Consider the following 22,026-nt stretch of genomic DNA (forward strand, 5'->3'; position numbering starts at 1 on the left):
GGCTCCTTTGAAAGGTGCTAGCCCTTCTTCGATTTGCGCGCCTTGCGGGAAGGCTTGCGCGATTTCTTTACGTCCTTCTTGTCGCGGCCTGGCCGGGTCTTGCCGCCAGTATGCGGCTTCCCGGTGCGGCTATCGCGCATGCGGCCACCGCGCGGAACGGTCCGTCCTTCGGACAGCAATTCGAACCGCAACGCGCCGGCCACCGGGGCAGCTTCTACCAGACGAACCTGCACGACGTCACCCAATCGATGCATGGCACCGCTGCGAGATCCGATCAGGGCGTGGCGGGTCTCGTCGTAGTTGTAATACTCGCTTCCCAGTGTGCGCACGGGAATGAGGCCGTCCGCGCCCGTATCGCTCAGTTTTACGAACAAACCCGCACGGGTGACGCCGGAAATCCGCCCTTCGAACGTCGCGCCGATGCGATCTGCAAGGAAATGCGCGATCAGCCGGTCGGCGGTCTCGCGTTCGGCTTTCATGGCGCGGCGTTCGGTGAGCGAAATTGCCGCAGCCACCTCGCTCAGTGTTTCAAACGTCTCGGTGTCGGGCAGCGCGCCTTCGCCGAGCCCGAGGGCGCGGATCAGCGCGCGATGCACGACAAGATCTGCGTATCGCCGGATCGGCGAGGTGAAATGAGCGTAGCGCCGCAGGTTGAGGCCGAAATGGCCGTAATTGTCGGCGGAATATTCCGCCTGCGCCTGCGAGCGCAGCACGACCTCGTTCACCAACGGCTCGGAGTCATGGCCTTTGACATGGGCCAGCACGCGGTTGAACAGCGTCGGGCGCAACGCGCCGGTCTTCGCAAAGGAGATGTCGAGGGTCTTGAGAAATTCCTGAAGGTTATGAACCTTCTCCACCGTCGGCTCGTCGTGCACGCGATAGATCAGTGGCAGCGCTTTCTTCTCAAGCGTTTCCGCCGCCGCGACGTTGGCGAGAATCATGAATTCTTCGATCAGCCGGTGCGCGTCGAGCCGTTCCGGCGTCACCACGCGGTCCACCGTGCCGTCGGCCTTCAGCAGGATCTTGCGCTCGGGGAGATCGAGGTCGAGCGGGTCGCGCTCGTTGCGCGCGCGCTTCACCAGCGCATAGGCGTCATAGAGCGGCTTCAGGATCGAATCGAGCAGAGGGCCGGTGGTGTCGTCGGGCCGTCCGTCGATGGCGGCCTGCGCCTGCGCGTAGTTCAGCTTCGCAGCGGAGCGCATCAGCACGCGATGGAAGGTGTGCGAGCGCTTGCGGCCGTCCTTGTCGATCACCATGCGCACCGCCAGCGCGCCGCGCGGCTCGCTTGGCTTCAGCGAGCACAAGTCGTTCGAGATGCGTTCGGGCAGCATCGGCACGACGCGATCGGGGAAATACACCGAGTTGCCGCGCTTGAGCGCCTCGCTGTCGAGCGGCGATTGCGGCCGCACGTAGAACGCGACATCGGCAATGGCGACGTTGACGATGTAGCCGCCCTTGTTGCTCGGATCGTTGTCCAGTTCGGCATGGACCGCGTCGTCGTGGTCCTTCGCGTCCGGCGGGTCGATGGTGACGAGCGGCACATTGCGCCAGTCCTCGCGTCCGGCGAGCGTCGCGGGTTTCGCAGCCTCGGATTCTCGGATGACGTCGGCAGGAAACTCCTGCGGAATTTCGTGGGCGTGGATCGCGATCAGGCTGACGGCCTTTTCGGTCTTGAGCGAGCCGAGGCGTTCCTTCACCCGGCCGGATGGCAATCCGTAGCCGCGCGAGCGCATCAGTTCGACGCTGACCAGATCACCATCCTGCGCGCCGTTTGCGTCGGCGGCAGTGATCGCGAGTTCCCGGCCGACCTGCTTCTTGTCGATCGGAATCAGGCGCCCGTCGCCATTCGGCAGCGTGCGGAAAATTCCGAGCACGCGGTTTCTGGCTTTATCGAGCAGCTTGATGACCCGGCCGCGGTAGGTCTTCTCGTGTTTGTTGTCGGGCTTCTCGATGCGCAGCAACGCACGGTCGCCGACGCCTGCGGCGGTGCCGGGTGCGGCTTTGCGCGGGACATGGATGCGAATGACCGGGGCAGGGCCGTTGGTTTCTTCAAGCCATTCGGCAGGCGTGGCGATCAGTTCGCCGTCGCTGTCGCGGCTTGTGATGTCCGCAACGATGGTCGGGGGGAGAGCCTTGACCTCGTGGACCTTCTTGCCCTGCTTGGCGATCAGTCCTTCGTCGGCGAGTTCGCGCAAAATGCGCCGCAGCGCCGCGCGGGATTCGTTCTTCAATCCGAAATGTCGCGCCAGTTCGCGTGTGCCGGCTTCACCGGGGTGCGCCTTGACGAACGCGACAATGCTCTCTCTGTCGGGAAAGGCAGTTGTCGCGTCGGTTTTCTTTTTCATTATCCGCGTGCTTTACCGGCGCTCTTCTTTTCCGCGACCTTCGCGACCTTGGCAGCCGCAACCTTCGCAACGTCCGCCTTGGCTTTAGCATCCTTCAGCAAAACCGGCTCGGCTGCGGCTTTCTTTGGCGCAGCCTTTTTCGCGGCAGCTTTCTTCTTGGCGGCGGGCTTCTTCGCAGGCTTTTCGGATTCAGCCGCACCATTCGCGCTGGCCGCGGCCTTGGCGGGCTTCTTCTTCGCGGTCTTTTTGGCCGCACGCTTCGGCTTGCCGCCGCCCTTGGCCGCGCGCTCCTCGATCAGGGCGATGGCTTCCGGCAGCGTGATGGTTTCCGGCGTCTTGTCGCTCGGGATCGTGGCGTTGATGCCGTCGATGGTGACGTAGGCGCCATAACGGCCGCTCTTGACCATGATGGTGCCGCCGCGTGCGGGATACTCGCCGAGCGGCTTTCCGGGATCAGCGCCGAAGCGGCGGCTCGGACCCTTGGCGATTTTCTCCGCAATCAGCGTCACCGCGCGGTTGAGGCCGACATGGTAGACATCGTCGCCGGCTTCGAGACTCGCATAGGTCTTGCCGTGGCGGACGAACGGACCGAACCGGCCGATGCCGGCCGTGATCACTTCGCCGTCTTCCGGATGCGGCCCGATATCGCGCGGCAGCGACAGAAGCTTGAGCGCAAGTTCGAGTTCAACGTCGGCAGGCGACATGTTCTTCGGAATGCCCGCACGCTTCGGCTTCTCGTCCTCGCCGTAGTCCTTAGGCTCGCCGAGCTGGATGTATGGACCAAAACGTCCGGCCTTGACCGCAACTTCAAGACCCGACACCGGGTCCTTGCCCAACGGTCGATCGCTCGATCCGCTCGACGCGGCGAGGGGGCGTGTGTAGCGGCATTCGGGATAGTTCGAGCAGCCGACGAAAGCGCCGAACTTGCCGGCCTTCAGATTGAGCTTGCCGTTGCCGCAGCTCGGGCACTGGCGGGGGTCGCCGCCGTCGGCACGCGGCTCGTAGATATGCTCGCCGAGCATCGCGTCGAGCACGTCGAGCACTTCGGTGACGCGCACGTCCTTGATGTCATTGACTGCGCCGATGAAGTCTTTCCAGAAATCGGCGAGCACCTGCTTCCAGGCGATCTCGTTGTTCGAAATCCTGTCGAGCTTTTCTTCGAGGTCGGCGGTGAAGTCGAACTCCACATAGCGCGCGAAGTAATTCTCAAGGAACGCGACAACGACGCGGCCCTTGTCCTCGCCGTGCAGCCGCTTCTTCTCGAGCTTCACATAGCCGCGATCCTTCAGCACCTGAATGATCGAGGCATAGGTCGAAGGCCGGCCAATGCCGAGTTCTTCCATGCGCTTGACCAGCGATGCTTCCGAGAAACGCGGCGGCGGCTCGGTGAAATGCTGGGTGACGTTGAGGCCTTCGCGCTTGAGCGTTTCGCCCTCGTTGATGACGGGCAGGCGCTTTGAGTCCTCGTCTTCCGGATCGTCGTCGCGGCCTTCCTGATAGACCGCGAGGAAGCCGTCGAACTTCACGACCTGGCCGGTGGCGCGCAATTCGAGCACGCGCGCGCCTGCCTTCGCCGTGATGTCGACGGTGGTGCGCTCCATCTCGGCGGATTCCATCTGGCTCGCGACCGTGCGCATCCAGATCAATTCGTAAAGCCGCGCCTGATCGTTATCGAGCCTGGCCTTCAGCGAAGAAGGGCGGCGCGAAAGATCCGTGGGGCGGATGGCTTCATGCGCTTCCTGCGCGTTCTTCGCCTTCGAGGTGTACTGGCGCGGGGAATCCGGCACGTAAGCCTTGCCGTAGTCCTCGCCGATCACCTTGCGGACCTGCGTGATGGCGGACGGATCGATCTGCACACCGTCGGTACGCATATAAGTAATGAGACCGGTGGTTTCGCCGCCGATGTCGATGCCCTCATAAAGACGCTGGGCGATGCGCATGGTGTGCGCAGGCGCAAAGCCGAGCTTGCGGCTGGCTTCCTGCTGCAGCGTCGATGTGGTGAACGGCGACTGCGGATTGCGGCGCGCCGGCTTGGCTTCCACCGCGGAGACGGTGAAGTTCGCGGCTTCGATCGCTTTCTTGAAATCCTCGGCTTCCGCGCCGGTGCCGATGTCGAGGCGTTGGAGTTTCCTGCCGTCGGCGCCGACGAGGCGGGCCTCGAAGGATTCACCGCGGGGCGTCGCCAGCGTAGTGAGCAGCGACCAGTATTCGCGGGGGACAAACTTCTCGATTTCGAGTTCGCGGTCGCAGACCAGCCGCAAGGCGACGGACTGCACGCGGCCGGCCGAGCGCGCGCCGGGCAGCTTGCGCCAGAGAACAGGGGAGAGGGTGAACCCGACCAGATAGTCCAGCGCGCGGCGCGCCAGATAGGCGTCGACCAGCGCGCCGTCGATCTCGCGCGGATTTTTCATGGCCTCGGTGACGGCCTGTTTGGTGATGGCGTTGAAGACCACGCGCTCGATCTTTTGGTCCTTGAGCGCACGCTTCTGCTTCATGATCTCCAGGACGTGCCAGGAGATCGCTTCGCCTTCGCGATCAGGGTCGGTTGCGAGGATCAGCTTGTCCGCGCTCTTGAGCGCCTTGGCGATATCGTTGAGACGGCCGGCCGCCTTGGGATCGTTTTCCCAGATCATCTGGAAATCGGCCTCCGGATCGACCGATCCATTCTTGGCCGGAAGGTCGCGGACATGGCCGTACGAGGCCAAAACCTCGTAGCCGGAGCCCAAATACTTGTTGATCGTCTTGGCCTTCGCAGGCGACTCGACAATGACGAGATTCATTTGATTCCAATAGCTTATAGGGGGTACGCGGGCCGGAATCGCAAGATTCCATCAGGCTGGCTTGCCCGATACATGGGTAAAAGGGGGTCCGCTGTCAAATAGGGATCTGGTGAGGGGACCCGTTTCAAGGTCCAGATTCGCGCACAGATTGCAGAATATGAGTACTTGTAGTTGTGCACCTTATGCGTGTATTGTCATAAAATACGCTTAAAAAGACTAAATTCCCTTGGTTTTGGAAGGGATGCCGGATGGCCGCTCGCGACAGTCGCGCCGATGTGTTGCGGACCGATTCAAGTGCCAAGGATGGCGGTCCAGCCGAGGCGGCGAGCGCCATTTCGGAGGTTGTTGCGGAACTGGCGCAGCTCTCGCGCCGCCATCGTCTCGACATGCTGGCGTATCTGCTCGACATGGCACAGCTCGAAGCGGATGAGTTCGTCAGGCGGCGACTGACGTCCGGCGAATTCTAGGCTGGCGCCGGAGCCACGACCTTGGTGTCGGTCTGATCCAGCAAGCGGCCGTCCTGGGCTCGGATCTGCAACTTGCCGAGCGGTAATCCGTTCTTTCGGTCGACCAGTGAACTGCAAGTTTCGCCCGGTTTAAAGGCATATTCCTCACCCCACTGCCGCAAGGCGACCAGCACTGGAAACAGTGCGCGGGCTTTCGCCGTCGGCACATAATCCTGATAGGCGCTGCCGTCCGAAGCCGGCTGCACCTCGAGGATTCCTTGCGCCACCAAAGAGCGCAGCCGCACTGTCAGGATGTTCTTCGCAATTCCAAGATTCTTCTGAAACTGGCTGAAGCGCCGCGCGCCGATCAGCGCATCGCGGATGATCAGCAGCGACCACCAGTCGCCGATGGCGTCCAGCGTCCGCGCGATGGGGCACAGATCACCCTGAAGACTCTTTCGTTTCACCGCTTGACCCTCCGGTCACGACATTGTGGTTGTATTATAGAACCAGAAGCATTATCCAGCAAGAGTAGTTTTATTATGAAACCAGAAACCAAGCCAATCAAAACAGGAGCGTTCCATGAGGCTTAAGGGCAAAACGGCATTCATTACGGGGGGCAACAGTGGCATCGGCCTCGCCACCGCGAAGTTGTTCGCGGCTGAAGGGGCGCGCGTGGCGATCACGGGGCGGGATCAGGCCAGACTCGATTCCGCAGTGGCGGAACTGGGGCCGAACGGTTTCGGCATCAAAGCCGACGCCACCGATGTCGCGCAGCTGGAAGATGCAGTGGCGCAGGCGGTGAAAAAATTCGGCAAGCTCGACATCGTGTTTGCCAATGCGGGCATCGCGGGCAACACGCCGGTGGGCGGCACGACGCTGGCGGCGTTCGAGAATGTCATCAAGACAAACCTCACGGCCGTGTTCTTCACGGTGCAGGCTGCCGAGCCGCATCTCAACGAAAATGCGTCGATCATTCTCAACGGCTCGGTGATTTCGGTGCTCGGCAATCCGGGCTACTCGGCTTATGCGGCGACCAAGGCCGGCGTGCGTGCGATGGCGCGCGTGATGGCGTCTGAACTTTCGCCGCGCGGCATCCGCGTCAATGTCGTTGCACCGGGCGGCACGCGCACGCCGATCTGGGGACCGGGCATTGCGACACCGCAGGCGGAGCAGGCGCTTGAGGCGCGTATCTCACGTTCGACACCGCTCGGCCGGATGGGCGAAGCCGATCACATCGCCAAGACCGTGCTGTTCCTCGCATCCGATGATGCGGCGCATGTGCAGGGTCAGGAAATTTTCGTCGATGGCGGATCGACGTCGTCTCCCGCCGGCGCACCGATTTATCGCGGGTAGTGTTCCGCGCGATTCCGGATGGCCTTCAGCACATGAGGCCATCCGGAATAGTCTCCCGCAGGAACCTGCGCGTTCTCACATGCGTTATCGCCGTGAAGCCCAGAGCCGGGGGCGGATCGAACGGCGGGACAACGCATGTTCCAGTTCCTTCAAGTCTTCACGCTGGTTCTTGTCGCGTCCACGCTGTCGTTCTCGCTGGCTCATGTCGGCGAATGGCCGGGAAAATTGCGTTTGAATCGGGACGACTATTTCACCACTCAAACGATTTACTATCCGGGTTTCACGATCGGCGGCATCAGCGAGCCCGTCGCGATCCTCTCCTTGATTGCCCTTGTCGTTTCAACCCGGTGGCAAAGCCCGGCGTTCGGCTGGCTGCTTGCCGCGCTGGCTTCAATGATCGTGATGCATCTCGTTTTCTGGCTGGTGACGCAACCGGTCAACAAGATCTGGCTGCGGGACCAGGAGTTGGCGGAGGCCGGTACCGCTTTCTTTAACCAGAAGAAAAAACCGGATCCGGCCAAATCTGTCGATTGGACGAAGCTGCGCGACCGATGGGAGTATTCCCACGCCGCCCGGGCGCTGTTCGCACTGCTCGGATTGATCTTTCTCGGGATCGCGATCACATCGCAGTCCGCCTGATTACAGCAGCGACACCATCCCGCCGCCGTGACGTTCCAGCCGTCCCGCGAGTTCAAGCTCCAGCAGGACGGTGCGCACCACAGCCGCCGAAACATCCGTCATGCGGATCAGATCGTCGATGCCGATCGGCGAGGGACCGAGCAGGCTGACGATGCGCGCGCGGTCGTTGGCCGCAGGCTCGTCGTCCATCGCCGGGTGCTGATCGGATTCGCTCATCGGCAATTCGACCGGACGCCCCATGATCGGCTGAACTGCGTTGATGACGTCGTCGGCTTCCGTCACCAGCGTCGCGCCCTGCTTGATGAGATCGTTGGTGCCGGCCGCGCGCGGATCGAGCGGCGACCCCGGTACGGCGAACACCTCGCGGCCCTGCTCGTTGGCGAAGCGTGCGGTGATGAGCGAGCCCGAGCGGTGCGCGGCTTCCACAATGACGACGCCGAGCGCAACACCCGAGATCAGGCGATTGCGCCGGGGAAAATCCCGTGCGCGCGGGCCATGGCCGAGCGGCATTTCGGAAATCGCGCCGCTGCCGGATGAAATGATCGCCGCCAGCAGGTCTTCATGCTCGGCCGGATAAATCTTGTCATGTCCGCCCGCCAGCACGGCGACCGTGCCGGTCTCGAGCGAGACGCGATGCGCGGCCTGATCGATGCCGCGCGCCAGCCCCGAGGCGATGGCAAATCCTGCATTGCCGAGATCGCGCGCGATGATTTGCGCGAATTTCAGTCCCGCGCCGGACGCGTTGCGCGAACCGACGATGCCGATCATCGGCTGGGTCTGGACGTTCAGGACCCCGCGCACGCCGAGCAGCGGCGGAGAGTCGTCGATAAGCGCGAGGCGCGGCGGATAGCCGTATTCACCCGGCGCGAGCAGGGCGACGCCGATCCGCCGGCTATTGTCGATCTCGCGCTCCGCCTCGGCCTGCGTGCAGATGCGGCCAACCCTGGACGCGCCGCCGCGCTGCGCCAGACCGGGCAGGCGGTCGAGTGCCGCGCGTGCACTGCCGAAATGATTGACGAGAGAGCGGAAGGTGCGCGGCCCGACATTGTCGGAACGGATCAGCCGCAGCCAGTCGATGCGCTGCGCGTCGGTCAGTCTGGTCGTGGCTGGAGTCTTGATGTCCACGCGGCCCCCGTGGACAGGGAGTGTGGGGCAAGTTCGCGCGGACGACAATCGTGGCGAAAGGGATTTTAGCCCTTCTTCCCAATCTTGCCCTCGGTGCCGTTCATCAGCCGCGTGATGTTGGCGCGGTGCATGATCCACAGCACGGCGGTCAATCCCGCGAACACGGCGGCGAGCGCGGTGTGCTGAGACCAGAGCAACATCACCGGCACCACAACACTGGCGACGAGAGCCGCCAGCGACGAGTAGCGGAAGATCAGCGCCACCGCGATCCAGATCGCGCAGAACGCCAGTGCGGCAGGCCAGAACAGGCCAAGCAGGATGCCGATGTAGGTGGCGACGCCTTTGCCGCCCTTGAACTTGAGCCACACCGGAAAAAGATGCCCGACGAATGCGCCGACGCCGGCGGCAATCGCGGCGTCAGGCCCGCCGAAATATCCGGCGGCGATCACCGCAACAGTGCCCTTCAGCATGTCACCGATCAGCGTCGCGGCTGCGAGGCCCTTGTTGCCGGTGCGCAGCACATTGGTTGCGCCGATGTTGCCGGAGCCGATCGAGCGCAGGTCCTGCGTTCCGGCGAGCTTGGTGAGGATCAGGCCGAAGGGGATCGAGCCGCACAGATAGCCGAAGGCCAGCGCCAGCAGGAAAGTGCCGATCATGTTGCCTCATTTCTCTTCTTCAACGACATGAGCGGACGCGCAAGCCGCGCTCACACATGCTCGTAAACGGTGCGGCCGTCGACAATGGTGCGTGCGACGCGGCCGCTGAAGCGCGCTTCGTCGAACGGCGTATTCTTGCACTGGGATTTCAAATCCGCCGGATCCAGCACCCATGGCGTATCGAGATCGATCACGATCACATCGGCGGGCGAACCCGGACGCAGCGAGCCGCCGGGCAGGCCCAGCAATTCGGCGGGGCGGGTGGACATGGCGCGGATCAGCGTCTTCAGCTCAACTTCGCCGGAATGAACGAGGCGCAAGCCTGCCGACAGCATGGTCTCGAGGCCGATCGCACCGTGGGCTGCTTCCGCGAACGGCAGGCGTTTTACCTCGACGTCCTGCGGGTTGTGGTCCGACATGATGACATCGATCAGGCCCGAGGCGAGCGCTGCGACCAGCGCGGCGCGATCCTGTTCGGTGCGCAGCGGCGGCGACAACTTCAGGAAGGTACGGTAGGGGCCGATGTCGTTTTCGTTCAGTGTGATGTGGTTGATCGAGGCTGAGGCGCTGACGCCGAGACCGGCATCCTTGGCGCGTTTGAGAACGTCGAGGGAGTCCGTGCAGGTCAGCGAGGCCGCGTGATAACGTCCGCCGGTCAGCGCCACGAGACGCATGTCGCGCTCCAGCACCACGGCTTCCGACGCATTGGGAATTCCAAACAGGCCGAGCCGCGAGGCGAATTCGCCTTCGTTCATCACGCCTTCACCGACAAGGTTCGGATCTTCGGTGTGATGGACGATCAGCGCGTCGAAATCGCGGGCGTAGGTCAGCGCGCGGCGCATCACCAGCGCATTCATCACGCTCTTGTCGCCATCGGTGAACGCGACCGCGCCTGCCGCCTTGAGCAGGCCGATCTCGGTCATTTCCTCGCCCTTCATGCCCTTGGTCAGCGCGGCCATGGGATGGATGTTGACGATGGCGGTGTCGCGGGCACGGCGCAGGATGAAATCCACCGTCGCGGAATTGTCGATCACCGGTTTGGTGTCGGGCTGGCAGACAATGGTGGTGATGCCGCCCGCTGCCGCAGCGAGGCTCGCGGACGCAAAGGTCTCGCGATGGCCGGCGCCCGGTTCGCCGACGAAGGCCCGCATGTCCACGAGGCCGGGGGCCACAACCTTGCCGGCGCAATTAATAATGTCTGTGCCTTCGGGCACGCCGGCAGCACCGATACCGCGCCGCGCGTCGCGGATGGTGCCGTCGGCGATCAGCACGTCGCCGGGACCGTCGAGATCGCGCGAGGGATCGATCAGGCGGGCGTTGGCGAGCAGGATGGGGCGGCGATCTGTGCGCATGTGCTTCACGCGTTGGGCAGGTTGCGGGCGAGCGCTTCAAGCACCGCCATGCGCACCGCCACACCCATTTCGACCTGTTCGCGGATCAGCGACTGCGCGCCGTCCGCCACGATGGAGTCGATCTCGACGCCTCTGTTCATCGGCCCCGGATGCATCACCAGCGCTTCGGGCTTGGCATAACCGAGCTTCTTCTGGTCGAGGCCGTAGTAGTGAAAGTATTCCGAACTCGACGGCACGAACGAGCCGTTCATGCGCTCGCGTTGCAGCCGCAGCATCATGACAATGTCCGCGCCTTCGAGACCCTCGCGCATGTCGCGCGCAACCTCGACGCCCATGCGCTCGATGCCGGGCGGCAGCAGGGTCGAGGGCGCAACCACGCGCACGCGCGCGCCCATGGCGTTCAGCAGGATGATGTTGGAGCGTGCAACCCGCGAGTGCAGCACGTCGCCGCAGATTGCCACCAGCAGGCCCTCGATGTGGCCCTTGTTGCGGCGGATGGTGAGCGCGTCGAGCAGCGCTTGCGTCGGGTGTTCATGCGCGCCGTCGCCGGCATTGATGACCGAACCGTCGACTTTCTGGGCGAGCAGTTCCACCGCGCCGGACGCATGATGGCGCACCACCAGAATGTCCGGGTGCATGGCGTTGAGCGTGACGGCGGTGTCCATCAGCGTCTCGCCCTTGCGGATCGAGGAGGACGACACCGACATGTTCATGACGTCGGCGCCCAGCCGTTTGCCCGCAATCTCGAACGAAGATTGCGTGCGCGTGGAGGCTTCGAAGAACAGATTGACCTGGGTGCGGCCGCGCAGATTGGTGCGCTTCTTGTCCACCTGCCGGTTCAGTTCAACGAACTCTTCGGACAGGTCCAGAAGGCCGCTGATGTCGGCCGCGGAAAGGCCCTCGATACCCAGCAAATGCCGGTGTCCGAGGACAAAACTCGATTTCGATGCAGTTGTCATTAAAGCAAGAGCTATAGGCAGACTTGCCCGGGTGAGCAAGGTGGATTCGGCGGTTGCGGAGTTTTCCCCCGCTCATGTCCGGGCAGGGTAAATGCTTCAGTTTTGGGACAAATCTGAGGGTGTCGCGATCCCTCCATTGTCATGCCCGGCTTTATGCCGGGCATCCACGTCTTTAGGATGTAACCAAGTCGTGGATGGCCGGAACAAGTCCGGCCATGACGAAAACCCCGAATGTGGAACAATGAAACGCGCCCTCGCAGCAGTATTGGCAGCAGGAGGCATGCTCGCTGCTTTCGCCCACGTCGCGCTTGCGCTCGCCCAGCCGCTGCCCGCCGGTTTCGTCTATCTGCGCGACATCGATCCGACCATCCTTCAGGACATGCGTTACGCCGCGGCGAACAATTTCGTCGGCCGCGTGCTGGCGGGTTATGAGGCGGGGGAGTGCATCGTCACCCGCGCCGTCGGTGCCGCGCTGAAGCGGGTGCAGCAGGATCTGAAGCCTCGAGGTCTGTCGTTGAAGATGTACGACTGCTACCGCCCGCAGCGCGCGGTCGACGATATGTATGCCTGGGCGCAGGATGGCCGCGAGACTGAGGCGCAGCGGCGCTACAATCCGAAGATGCGCAAGGAAGATCTGTTCCGGCGCGGTTACATCGCAAGGCATTCCGGCCATTCGACCGGCAAGGCGGTGGATCTCACGCTGGTGCAATTGCCTGTATCAAAGGTCGCGCCGTTCGATCCGACAGCAGCCTATGCTGATTGCACCGGGCCGCAAAGTCTGCGCGCGCCGGACGCGAGTGTCGATATGGGCACCGGCTATGATTGCTCGGACGAGAAGGCGCATACCGGATCAAAGGCGATCACACCGCAGCAGCGCACATGGCGCGAGACGCTGGTGAGCGCGATGGCGAAGCAGGGGTTCGTGAATTTCCGGCTGGAGTGGTGGCACTTTTCGCTGCCGGGGCCGGGCAATGCAGCGTTCGATTTCCCGGTGGCGAAGCGATAATTGCGGCGCGCGTGGGGTTGAATTTTGGCGGCTCAATCATAGCTTTGCCGAAGAGGCGCGCGACCCAGTGCGCCTGACTTGGAAAGGCCTCGTCATGAGCAGAGGCGGTATTACAGTCACGGCGATTCTTCTCGCCATCCTTGTGGCGACGATCTGGTGGGCATGGCAGGGTTGGACCGCACACGCCGACGTGCAGATGTCGATCCACGGCTATATCGCGTTGGGACTGGGAGTTTTCTTCTCGCTTCTCATTGGGTTCGGTTTGATGGCGCTGACTTTCTACTCAAGCCGTCGGGGTTATGATGACCTTCCGCAGGCCAAGGACAAGCCGGAACCGCCCGTCGGCGAAGATCAGGCCACACGCAACATTTCCTAACGGTGACGTGAAACGCGCCGCGTTCCGGTATAGCCTGTCGTCCTCAATTCCGGGAACGACTCATGGCGCAATCACCTTTGTCCGCAACGACCGACGTATTCAACCAGTCGCCTCCGTTTGAGGATGTCGATCTGTTCTCCCTCGACCGCCCGCTTGCGGAGGCCGTGACGGCCAATGGCGGGGAGGCGGCAACAACGGAGCTTGCCGACTTCGGCCGGCATTGGGGCTCGGCGACGATGGCGCAGCGCGGGCGCGTCGCCAACGAAAACACGCCGAAGCTGAAGACCTTCGATGCGCGCGGCTTTCGCCGCGACGAGGTCGAATTTCATCCGGCCTATCATGAACTGATGGCGCACAGCGCCAACGCCGGCATCCACAATTCGACATGGAATGAAAAGGGCGAGGCGGCAGGCGGCGCGTCCGAAGTCGTGCGCGGCGCAAAGTTCTTCATCGCGGCGCAGGTCGAGACCGGGCACCTGTGCCCGATCACCATGACGCGCGCCGCAGTCGGTGCGCTGTCGGTCGATCCTGCATTGCGCGCGAAGGTGATGCCGGTGCTCGGCACGCGCTCTTACGATCCGGCCTTCGCACCGTGGTGGACCAAGCGCGGCATGACCATGGGCATGGGCATGACCGAGAAGCAGGGCGGCACCGATGTGCGCGCCAACATCACGCGCGCGGTGCGTGACGGCGACGCCTACCGCATCACCGGACACAAGTGGTTCATGTCTGCGCCGATGTGCGACGCGTTCCTCGTGCTCGCGCAGGCGGAAGGCGGACTGACCTGTTTCTTCATGCCGCGCTTCGCGCCGGACGGCTCGGTCAATGGCATTCACTTCCAGCGCCTGAAGGACAAGCTCGGCAACCGCTCCAACGCGTCATCGGAAGTGGTGTTCGAGAACGCTTATGCGCTGCGGCTCGGCGAAGAGGGACGCGGCGTGCCGACGATCATCCAGATGGTTTCGTTGACCCGGCAGGATTGTTCGCTGGCATCCGCAGGCCTGATGCGTTCGGGGCTCGCGCATGCGCTCCATCACGCGCGTCATCGCAGCGTGTTCCAGAAACATCTCGCGGATCAGCCGCTGATGCGCAGCGTGCTCGCCGACATGGCGCTGCATGTCGAAGCGTCGACCGCGCTGGTGATGCGGCTGTGCCGATCGTTCGATCGCGCGCCCACCGACAAGGCGGAGGCGGCGTATATGCGGCTGCTGACGCCGGTGGTGAAATACTGGACCTGCAAGAGCGCGCCGGGATTTCTCTACGAGGCGATGGAGTGCCTTGGTGGCAACGGTTACGTCGAGGAGGGTATTCTCGCACGGCATTACCGGGAATCGCCGGTCAATGCGATCTGGGAAGGCTCCGGCAATGTGATGTGCCTCGATGTGCTGCGCGCGCTGTCGCGCGAGGCGGACGCGGCGGCCGACGTACTGCGCGGCCTTGTCGAACAGACCAAGGGACTGCCGGGTGTGGTCGAGGCGGTCGGCTTCATCGCGAAGTCGTTTCGCCGGCCCGACGCCGAGCGCGTCGCGCGGTTGGCGGTGGAGAAGCTCGCGCTGGTCGCAGCCGCCGCCGCGCTCAACGAAGTCTCGCCGAAGCACGCTGAACTGTTCGCGGCGACGCGGCTCGACGCCGATCACGGCGCTCTCTACGGCTCGGTCGATCTTGCCAATGATGACATTGGCGGTCTGCTGGACCGTGCCCTGCCGGCGTGAAGAGTTCCGTCATTGCGAGGAGTTTGCGACGAAGCAATCCAGTTCTTCCTTGTGGCTCTGGATTGCTTCGCTTCGCTCGCAATGACGGAATGGATCTTTAATGACTGCACTTAAGAAACGGTCCTGAGACGACCAATAAGCTGGAGATCAGACCATGACTACTGCTGAAAGCCCCGCCGGCCTCGCGCCTGTGTCGCCGCCGGGCCGCGAGCCGCGGGTCTGGAAGTTCATCGGCACCAGTCTTTGGGGCATCGCGCTGTTCGGCGCGATGTTTGCCGGGCAGGTCGCGGTGGTTGGATGGTTCCTGATCAGCAGTGGCGAACCGATCGATACCAGTTCGATGACCGCACTGCTCACCAACGGGCGCATCATTTCGCTGTCGGTCATCATGGGATTGCCGGCCATTCTCATCATGTTGTGGATCGCGACGCGGCTGTCGCGGACGCCATTCGCCGACTATCTGGCGCTGCGCTGGACATCATGGCGCATGCTCGCAGTCGGTGTGGCAAGCATGGTTATGCTGATGGTGGTGTGGGAGATCATCAGCCGCGTCGCGGGACGTGAATCCTCGCCGGGTTTCATGATGGACGTTTTGAAAACGGCGCGGGCCGACGGCGCGCTGTGGTTGCTGGTATTCGCGTTCTGCGTGGCGGCGCCGATTACGGAAGAATTCTTCGCGCGCGGATTTCTCTATCGCGGCTGGTCGGAATCTTTTTTGGGGATCGGTGGAGCGATCCTGCTGTCGTCAGTGGTGTGGACCCTGATGCACATGCAGTACAGCTGGTTCTTTCTGGCGCAGGTGTTTTCCATCGGATTGCTGCTCGGCTATCTGCGCTATCTCAGCGGCTCGACGTGGCTGGTGGTGGTGCTGCACGGCCTCAACAATCTGGCTGCAACGGTGCAGACCATCTGGCTGGTGAACAATTCCTGAAAGTCACGTCACCAGCGCGATGGCGATGGGCATCGTGATGATGGCGAGTACGGTCTGCAACGTCAGGATCTCCGCGACCAGCGGCGCGTCGCCGCCCATCTGTCGCGCCAAAACATAGGCGCTCGACGCGGTCGGCACAGAGGCGCAGCAGGCGACGATCGCGAGGTTCGCACCCGAAAGTCCGAATGCGAGCCCGAGCGATATGGCCATGGCGGGCATCACCACCAACTTCAGCACACACGACAGCAGCGCCGGTGCGCCGGGACGCAGGACACCCCTCAGTTGAAGCCCCGCGCCGACAACGAGCAGTCCGAGCGCGAGCGAGGAGCGACCAAGCGCATCGATGAATTCATCGATCCATGTCGGAAGCACCAGGCCAATGAGGTTGGCGGCCAATCCGAGCGCGCAAGCCCAGATGAAGGGATTTTGCGCGATGGTGAGAAGAATGCGCCCCCATGACAATCGCGTCGGCGCGGCGTAGTGCGCCAGCACCCAGACCGCCATGATGTTCAAAATCGGGATCATCGCCACCATCGCCACGGAGGCAAGCGTGAGTCCGATGTCGCCAAACAGATTTCCGGCGACGGCCAGCGCGACATAGGTTTGCCAACGGCAGGAACACTGGAAGATCGAGGTAAATGACGGGCCGCTCACGCCAAGCCGTCTCATGAGAACCGGCCGCAACGCAAGGCAAAGCGTCGCCATCAGCAGCACCGCAATCAGCAGCGCGCCGCCGACGCCGAACAGCGGAACCTCCGAAAGCTTTGCGCGGCTGAGTGTCCGAAACAGAAGTGCGGGGAACAGCACGTAGTAGACGAGTTGCTCGGTGCCGACCCAGTGGGATTCTTCCTTCAGAAGAACGCGGCGCAGTACGAAGCCCATCACGATCAGCAGGAAGATCGGCACGATTGCCGCAATGATTGTCAGCATCGGTCAGTCTTCTCCCGTTGCCTTGCGCAACGTTGCGAGCCGATCCAGCGCACCCTGCAGGATGAAGATCGCCGCGTGTTCGTCGATCACCTTGGCGCGCTTGGCGCGGCTCATGTCCATCCCGATCAGCTCGCGCTCGACTGCGACGGTGGACAGGCGCTCGTCCCACAGGCCGATCGCAAGCTCCGTCAGTTTGGAGAAGTTCCGCGCGAACGCGCGCGTCGATTGTGCTCGCGGGCCTTCGCTGGCGTCCATGTTGATCGGCAGGCCGAGAATAAAGCCCACGACCTGGCGCTCGCCGGCCAAGGCCAGCAGCCGCGCGGCGTCGGCGGTGAAGGCCTTGCGCTGGATCGTCTCGATGCCGGTCGCGAGCTTGCGGTCGGGGTCGGACACGGCAACGCCGATGGTCTTGGTGCCGAGATCGAGCCCGATCAGGGCGCCTCGTGCAGGCCAGAGCGCAGCGGCTTCGATCAGCGGTAAGATGGATGCAGGCATTGCTCCGCTTATCACGCAGGATACAAACGTTGCAAAGCGGGAATAACGTGCGGGCGATGGACGGGACGATGTTATTCTGATTGTTCGTCGTCACGGCAATGCTGGTCAGTTATGCGTTTCAGGGCCGCAGTCAGTTTGTCGGCCGATGTGCTAGGTTGACGGCTGGCTGGCAACGATGCCGGCACCATCCCAATATGAAGAGATAACCATGTGGCCTGACCGCAGACTTCTCGATCTTTTCAAAATCGATGTTCCGATTGTTCAGGCACCGATGGCCGGCGTTCAGGACGTCGATGTCATGATCGGCGCAGCGGAGGGCGGGGCGCTTGGATCCTTGCCCTGCGCAATGATCTCGGCCGAGAAGGCGCGCGAGCAGGTCAATATTTTCCGCCAGCGCATCAGTGCGCCGCTCAACATGAATTTCTTCTGTCACACACCGGTCGATGCCGATGCGGCCCGGGAAGCCGGATGGCGCAAGCGCCTTGAGGCTTACTACAAGGAACTGGGGCTCGACCCCGGCATGACTGTTCAGGCGGCCAATCGCGCGCCGTTCGATGCGCAGATGTGCGAACTGGTCGAAGAACTGAAGCCCGAGGTCGTGAGCTTTCATTTCGGCCTGCCGGATAAGGCGCTGCTGAAGCGCGTCAAGGCGGCGGGGTCTATCGTCATCGGCTCCGCGACCATCGTCAAGGAAGCGGTCTGGCTCGAGCAGAACGGCGCCGATGCCATCATCGCGCAGGGCGCCGAGGCCGGCGGTCATCGCGGGATGTTCCTGACCCAGAACATTGCTTCGCAGCCGGGTACGATGTCGCTGGTGCCGCAGGTGGTGGACGCGGTGAAGGTGCCGGTCATCGCGGCTGGCGGAATCGCGGACGGGCGAGGCATCGCTGCGGCGTTCGCGTTGGGTGCGGCGGGGGTGCAGATCGGCACGGCCTATCTGCGGACACCCGAATCCAAGGTCAGCGCCTTGGGACAGGCGGCATTGGCGGCAGCGGCGGACGATGCCACCGTCATTACCAACGTCATGACCGGGCGCCCCGCACGGGGCGTCATGAATCGCGTGATGCGGGAAGTCGGGCCGGTGTCACCCGATGCGCCGGCGTTTCCCCATGCGGCGACAGCGTTCGCGCCGCTGAAGGGAGCGGCGGAGAAACTGGGGCGGGTGGATTTCACCAATCTCTGGGCCGGTCAGTCGGTGGCGCTCGGGCGTCAGATCGGTGCGGCCGACCTGACCCGCGCGCTGGCCGCCGAAGCGCTCGATCGTCTGCGCGGCCTGTCGGGATAAGGGTGCCGCGCATGCATGACGTAATTAATTGAAATAACTAAGCTAATCTAGGCGACGGCGATATGCCCGCGACTTATTTGGCGTTGGCGATCCCCGCCGAATGTTCTATGAGGGCGGCTGAATAGCGTCCGGAGTCGTTAGAATATGTCAGTCGATGCCGCCACCGTCCGCCGGATCGCGCACCTTGCGCGCATCGCCGTCAAGGAAGACGAAGTCTCGCATCTGCAGGGCGAACTGAACGCGATGCTGGCCTTCGTCGAGCAGTTGACCGAGGTGGACATCGACGGCGTCGAGCCGATGACTTCCGTGACTCCGATGGAGATGAAGAAGCGCGCGGACGTCGTCAGCGACGGTGAGATCCCCGCCAAGGTTCTCGCCAACGCGCCCGCGACCGAAGATCACTTCTTCCTGGTGCCCAAAGTCGTCGAATAACCCCGAGGCGGATGCCATGTGCCTGTTGTGCAGCGACGAGAAGGCTTACGCGGCCTACATGACCTATCTCGACGAGATGGAGCGGCAGGGAAAGAATGTCGATCCCGACAAGGCCATCGACGCGGTGATCGACATGCTCGAAGCCGAGGCATCGCAAGCCAAAAAGAACAAATCTCCCTTTCACTGCGACCCGATTGAAGAATGAATGACTGATCTGACTTCCCTGACGCTCGCCGATGCCCGCGAGGGGCTGACGCAGAAATCCTTCACTGCGCTTGAACTGACCGACGCGCATCTGGCCGCGATGGAAAAGGCGCGCGTGCTCAATGCCTATGTGCTGGAGACGCCGGAGCAGGCGCGCACGCAGGCGCGTGCAGCAGATGCGACCATCGCCAAGGGTGATGCGGGTCCGCTTGCCGGTATTCCTCTCGGGGTGAAGGACCTGTTTGCGACCACGGATGTGCGCGCGACCGCATGCTCGAAGATTCTCGGCAACTTCATTCCTCCTTATGAGTCCACCGTGACTTCGCAGCTCTGGCGCGACGGCGCGGTGATGCTCGGCAAGCTCAACTGCGACGAGTTCGCGATGGGATCGTCCAACGAGACCTCGGCGTTCGGTCCGGTGGTCAATCCGTGGCGGCGCGACGGCTCAGATATCAATCTCGTTCCCGGCGGCTCGTCGGGCGGCTCGGCATCGGCGGTGGCTGCGAACTTGTGCCTCGGTGCAACCGGCACCGACACCGGCGGCTCGATCCGTCAGCCCGCCGCGTTCACCGGCATCGTTGGCATCAAGCCGACCTACGGCCGCTGCTCGCGCTGGGGCATCGTGGCGTTTGCCTCGTCGCTCGATCAGGCCGGACCATTCGCACGCACGGTGCGCGACACCGCGATCCTGATGCGCTCGATGGCCGGTCACGATCCGAAGGACACCACGTCAGTCGATCGTCCCGTGCCGGACTATGAGTCCGCCATCGGCAAGTCGGTGAAGGGCATGAAGATCGGTATTCCGAAGGAATACCGTCTCGACGGCATGTCCGGCGAAATCGACAAGCTCTGGGCGCAGGGCGCCGACTGGCTGAAGGCTGCTGGTGCCGAGCTTGTCGAGGTCTCGCTGCCGTACACCAAGTACGCGCTACCGGCTTACTATGTCGTCGCGCCAGCGGAAGCGTCATCCAATCTCGCGCGCTATGACGGCGTGCGTTACGGCGCGCGCGTCAACGGCAAGAACATCGCCGAGATGTACGAGAACACCCGCGCTGCGGGTTTCGGTCCAGAGGTTCGCCGTCGCATCATGATCGGTACCTACGTGCTCTCGGCCGGTTACTACGACGCCTATTATCTGCGCGCGCAGAAGGTCCGCACGCTGATCAAGAAGGACTTCGAGGATGTGTTCGCCCAGGGCGTTCAGGCCATCCTGACCCCTGCGACGCCATCCGCTGCGTTCGGCATTGGCGAGAAGGGGCAGGCCGATCCGATCGAGATGTATCTCAACGACATCTTCACGGTGACCGTGAACATGGCCGGACTGCCCGGCATCGCCGTGCCTGCGGGCAAGGACGGGCAGGGGCTGCCGCTCGGCCTGCAATTGATCGGCCGTCCGTTCGACGAGGAGACGCTGTTCTCGCTCGGCGAGGTGATCGAACAGTCGGCGGGGCATTTCACCGCAAAGAAATGGTGGGCGTGACGCTTCGTTGGGGTACCGCAGTATGCGGTGCTGCCTTGCATTCACCGTTTTGGTGGCCGAATGCCTGATGGGCGGCGGTATGTCTTCATTAACCGCCGGGGGCGATAACGGCCGGTGGGATCGGTGATTTATGCGTTGGGTGCGGCCTCTCGCGTGTGTGATGTTTGTGTCGGGCGTATTGCTCGGCTGCGCGTCGATTCAGAATGCTCCAGTCAATCTACCTGGATCCGACAACCTCACTGACAGAGGAAATATCGGCTTCGGCGAGACGACGAGCCATGAGGACACGGTCGTTGGACTGTCCTTTTCAGGCGGCGGAACCCGCGCCGCCGCGTTTTCCTTTGGCGTGCTGCAGGAGATGGAGCGCATTCCGGTCCGTGGCGCGCGGGGATCGATGATCGATCGGGTCGAGTTCATCTCCGGTGTGTCCGGCGGTTCGGTTACGGCGGCCTATTATGGCTTGCGGAAGCGGGCTGCTCTTGCCGATTTTCGCGAGCGGTTCCTGTTGCGCAATGCGGAGGAGGGACTGCAGACAAATCTCACTCTGGCTACTCTCTCTCGCGCCGTTGCCGGCGGCATCAACGACTCCACGGGATTTCCGCGCTGGCTCGATGCCAATCTGTTTCAGGGGGCAACGTTTCGCGATCTGGGCCTCACGACCCGGCCGCAGGTCTGGATTAATGCTTCCGACATTTATAACAGGACGCCGTTCGTGTTCGGTTCGGTGGCCTTCGGCGCCATGTGCAGCAACCTGTCCGAGTATCCGCTGGCGAACGCGGTTGCGGCTTCGGCGGCGGTCCCCGTGGCGTTCGCGCCGGTCGTGATCCAGACTTTCCCCGGAAAGTGCAACGATCGGCTGCCGTCGTGGATCGTGCGTGCACGGGACAATTCCAACGCGCCTCCGATGCTCAACTCGTTCGCCAAGGCGATCAGCCGCTATCACGACGGCTCTATGCCTTACATCAAGCTGCTCGATGGCGGCCTGGTCGACAACTATGGTCTGGCCGGCATGACCATCGCACGGCTGTCGTCGGATACGCCGTATGGACCGCTCAGCCCGCGGCAGGCGGTGAAGCTGCGGCGTGCTCTCATTCTGGTGGTCGACGCCAAGACGGGTTTGTCCGGCAACTGGATCAACACCATTGAAGGCCCGAGCGGCGCTGATCTTGTGAAGGCCGCGGCTGACACTGCCATCGATGCCAGCGTCGCCGGCAGTTTCACCGCGTTCAACGCGACGATGATGGACTGGCAGGGCTCGCTGATCAGATGGCGCTGTGGACTGTCGGCCGCGGATCGCGCGAAGTACGGAGTAGGCCCGGGCTGGAATTGCCGCGATCTGAAATTCTATGTCGGGCGGATCGGCTTCGATCAGCTCGACCAGGCGCGCGCGGCAGACCTTGAACGAATCCCGACGCGCTTCCAGCTTCCGCCCGAACAGGTGGACAGCGTCATTGCCGCCGGTGGCGATGCGCTGCGGGCAAGTCCGACGTTCCGCAGTTTTGCAGCGGGTTTGTAGC

The 22,026-nt window shown here is 63.0% G+C and carries 21 protein-coding genes; 12 read left to right on the plus strand and 9 right to left on the minus strand.

What is annotated here, in order from left to right; genetic code table 11:
• Positions 1–17: 17 nt before the first annotated feature.
• Both rnr and topA read right to left on the minus strand, forming a co-directional pair.
• Positions 18–2,345, minus strand: coding sequence for a ribonuclease R (gene rnr / locus YH63_RS16130; RefSeq protein ID WP_137325221.1), 2,328 nt, complete (start codon positions 2,343–2,345; stop codon positions 18–20).
• On the minus strand, positions 2,345–5,125 hold the full coding sequence (gene topA, locus YH63_RS16135) for a type I DNA topoisomerase (RefSeq protein WP_046826724.1): 2,781 nt from the start codon (positions 5,123–5,125) through the stop codon (positions 2,345–2,347). The genes rnr and topA overlap by 1 nt, the downstream gene beginning before the upstream one ends.
• 248 nt (positions 5,126–5,373) lie before the next feature.
• Here topA and YH63_RS16140 point away from each other — a divergent pair, with 248 nt between their 5' ends.
• Positions 5,374–5,592: a hypothetical protein gene (locus YH63_RS16140; RefSeq protein WP_046826723.1), complete on the plus strand. Its 219-nt coding sequence runs from the start codon at positions 5,374–5,376 to the stop codon at positions 5,590–5,592.
• Here YH63_RS16140 and YH63_RS16145 read toward each other — a convergent pair.
• Positions 5,589–6,038 carry a winged helix-turn-helix transcriptional regulator gene (locus tag YH63_RS16145; RefSeq protein ID WP_046826722.1) on the minus strand — a complete coding sequence of 150 codons (450 nt, stop codon included), beginning with the start codon at positions 6,036–6,038 and terminating at the stop codon, positions 5,589–5,591. The two genes, YH63_RS16140 and YH63_RS16145, sit on opposite strands and share 4 nt — an antisense overlap.
• A gap of 115 nt (positions 6,039–6,153) precedes the next feature.
• Between YH63_RS16145 and YH63_RS16150 the strand changes: the two genes are divergently transcribed.
• Complete coding sequence (locus YH63_RS16150) at positions 6,154–6,927, plus strand: SDR family NAD(P)-dependent oxidoreductase (RefSeq protein WP_046826721.1); 774 nt, start codon at positions 6,154–6,156, stop codon at positions 6,925–6,927.
• A gap of 135 nt (positions 6,928–7,062) precedes the next feature.
• Positions 7,063–7,566, plus strand: a complete 504-nt coding sequence (locus YH63_RS16155) for an anthrone oxygenase family protein (protein WP_046826720.1) — start codon at positions 7,063–7,065, stop codon at positions 7,564–7,566.
• Here YH63_RS16155 and dprA read toward each other — a convergent pair whose 3' ends face one another.
• The 4 genes from dprA to YH63_RS16175 form a co-directional block, all read right to left on the minus strand.
• Positions 7,567–8,691 (minus strand): DNA-processing protein DprA, encoded by a 1,125-nt coding sequence (gene dprA / locus YH63_RS16160; RefSeq protein ID WP_046826719.1) that lies wholly within the window; start codon positions 8,689–8,691, stop codon positions 7,567–7,569. It lies immediately after the preceding gene.
• A 65-nt stretch (positions 8,692–8,756) separates the two neighbouring features.
• On the minus strand, positions 8,757–9,347 hold the full coding sequence (gene plsY / locus YH63_RS16165) for a glycerol-3-phosphate 1-O-acyltransferase PlsY (RefSeq protein WP_046826718.1): 591 nt from the start codon (positions 9,345–9,347) through the stop codon (positions 8,757–8,759).
• Positions 9,348–9,397: 50 nt separating this feature from the next.
• The gene (locus YH63_RS16170; protein ID WP_046826717.1) at positions 9,398–10,699 is read right to left on the minus strand and encodes a dihydroorotase; all 1,302 of its coding nucleotides are present in this window, start codon (positions 10,697–10,699) and stop codon (positions 9,398–9,400) included.
• A 5-nt stretch (positions 10,700–10,704) separates the two neighbouring features.
• Positions 10,705–11,658, minus strand: a complete 954-nt coding sequence (locus tag YH63_RS16175; RefSeq protein ID WP_046826716.1) for an aspartate carbamoyltransferase catalytic subunit — start codon at positions 11,656–11,658, stop codon at positions 10,705–10,707.
• Positions 11,659–11,899: 241 nt separating this feature from the next.
• Here YH63_RS16175 and YH63_RS16180 point away from each other — a divergent pair, with 241 nt between their 5' ends.
• The 4 genes from YH63_RS16180 to YH63_RS16195 all read left to right on the plus strand — a co-directional run bounded on the left by YH63_RS16180 (position 11,900) and on the right by YH63_RS16195 (position 15,683).
• Positions 11,900–12,664 (plus strand): M15 family metallopeptidase, encoded by a 765-nt coding sequence (locus YH63_RS16180; RefSeq protein WP_046826715.1) that lies wholly within the window; start codon positions 11,900–11,902, stop codon positions 12,662–12,664.
• The gene (locus YH63_RS16185) at positions 12,630–13,040 is read left to right on the plus strand and encodes a hypothetical protein (protein WP_433995099.1); all 411 of its coding nucleotides are present in this window, start codon (positions 12,630–12,632) and stop codon (positions 13,038–13,040) included. Before YH63_RS16180 ends, YH63_RS16185 begins: the two co-directional genes overlap by 35 nt.
• A 62-nt stretch (positions 13,041–13,102) precedes the next feature.
• Positions 13,103–14,752 carry an acyl-CoA dehydrogenase family protein gene (locus YH63_RS16190; RefSeq protein ID WP_046826713.1) on the plus strand — a complete coding sequence of 550 codons (1,650 nt, stop codon included), beginning with the start codon at positions 13,103–13,105 and terminating at the stop codon, positions 14,750–14,752.
• Between the two features lie 154 nt (positions 14,753–14,906).
• Positions 14,907–15,683 carry a CPBP family intramembrane glutamic endopeptidase gene (locus tag YH63_RS16195; RefSeq protein WP_046826712.1) on the plus strand — a complete coding sequence of 259 codons (777 nt, stop codon included), beginning with the start codon at positions 14,907–14,909 and terminating at the stop codon, positions 15,681–15,683.
• 3 nt (positions 15,684–15,686) lie between these two features.
• On the opposite strand, the gene YH63_RS16200 is transcribed toward YH63_RS16195, so the two are convergent.
• Both YH63_RS16200 and ruvX read right to left on the minus strand, forming a co-directional pair.
• Complete coding sequence (locus tag YH63_RS16200) at positions 15,687–16,613, minus strand: AEC family transporter (protein WP_046826711.1); 927 nt, start codon at positions 16,611–16,613, stop codon at positions 15,687–15,689.
• 3 nt (positions 16,614–16,616) lie between these two features.
• Positions 16,617–17,108 (minus strand): Holliday junction resolvase RuvX, encoded by a 492-nt coding sequence (ruvX, locus tag YH63_RS16205; RefSeq protein ID WP_046826710.1) that lies wholly within the window; start codon positions 17,106–17,108, stop codon positions 16,617–16,619.
• A gap of 208 nt (positions 17,109–17,316) precedes the next feature.
• Here ruvX and YH63_RS16210 point away from each other — a divergent pair, with 208 nt between their 5' ends.
• The 5 genes from YH63_RS16210 (at position 17,317) to YH63_RS16230 (ending at position 22,025) form a co-directional block, all read left to right on the plus strand.
• Entirely contained in the window at positions 17,317–18,393 is a 1,077-nt protein-coding gene (locus YH63_RS16210) for an NAD(P)H-dependent flavin oxidoreductase (protein ID WP_137325222.1), read from the plus strand.
• 144 nt (positions 18,394–18,537) lie between these two features.
• Entirely contained in the window at positions 18,538–18,825 is a 288-nt protein-coding gene (gene gatC, locus YH63_RS16215; RefSeq protein WP_046826708.1) for an Asp-tRNA(Asn)/Glu-tRNA(Gln) amidotransferase subunit GatC, read from the plus strand.
• A 16-nt stretch (positions 18,826–18,841) separates the two neighbouring features.
• Complete coding sequence (locus tag YH63_RS16220; RefSeq protein WP_046826707.1) at positions 18,842–19,030, plus strand: hypothetical protein; 189 nt, start codon at positions 18,842–18,844, stop codon at positions 19,028–19,030.
• Positions 19,031–20,509 carry an Asp-tRNA(Asn)/Glu-tRNA(Gln) amidotransferase subunit GatA gene (gatA, locus tag YH63_RS16225; RefSeq protein WP_046826706.1) on the plus strand — a complete coding sequence of 493 codons (1,479 nt, stop codon included), beginning with the start codon at positions 19,031–19,033 and terminating at the stop codon, positions 20,507–20,509.
• Between the two features lie 160 nt (positions 20,510–20,669).
• On the plus strand, positions 20,670–22,025 hold the full coding sequence (locus YH63_RS16230; protein WP_433995120.1) for a patatin-like phospholipase family protein: 1,356 nt from the start codon (positions 20,670–20,672) through the stop codon (positions 22,023–22,025).
• Position 22,026 lies beyond the last annotated feature (1 nt).

This window comes from Afipia massiliensis (assembly GCF_001006325.2).
In the GTDB taxonomy this organism is placed as follows: Bacteria; Pseudomonadota; Alphaproteobacteria; order Rhizobiales; family Xanthobacteraceae; genus Afipia; species Afipia massiliensis_A.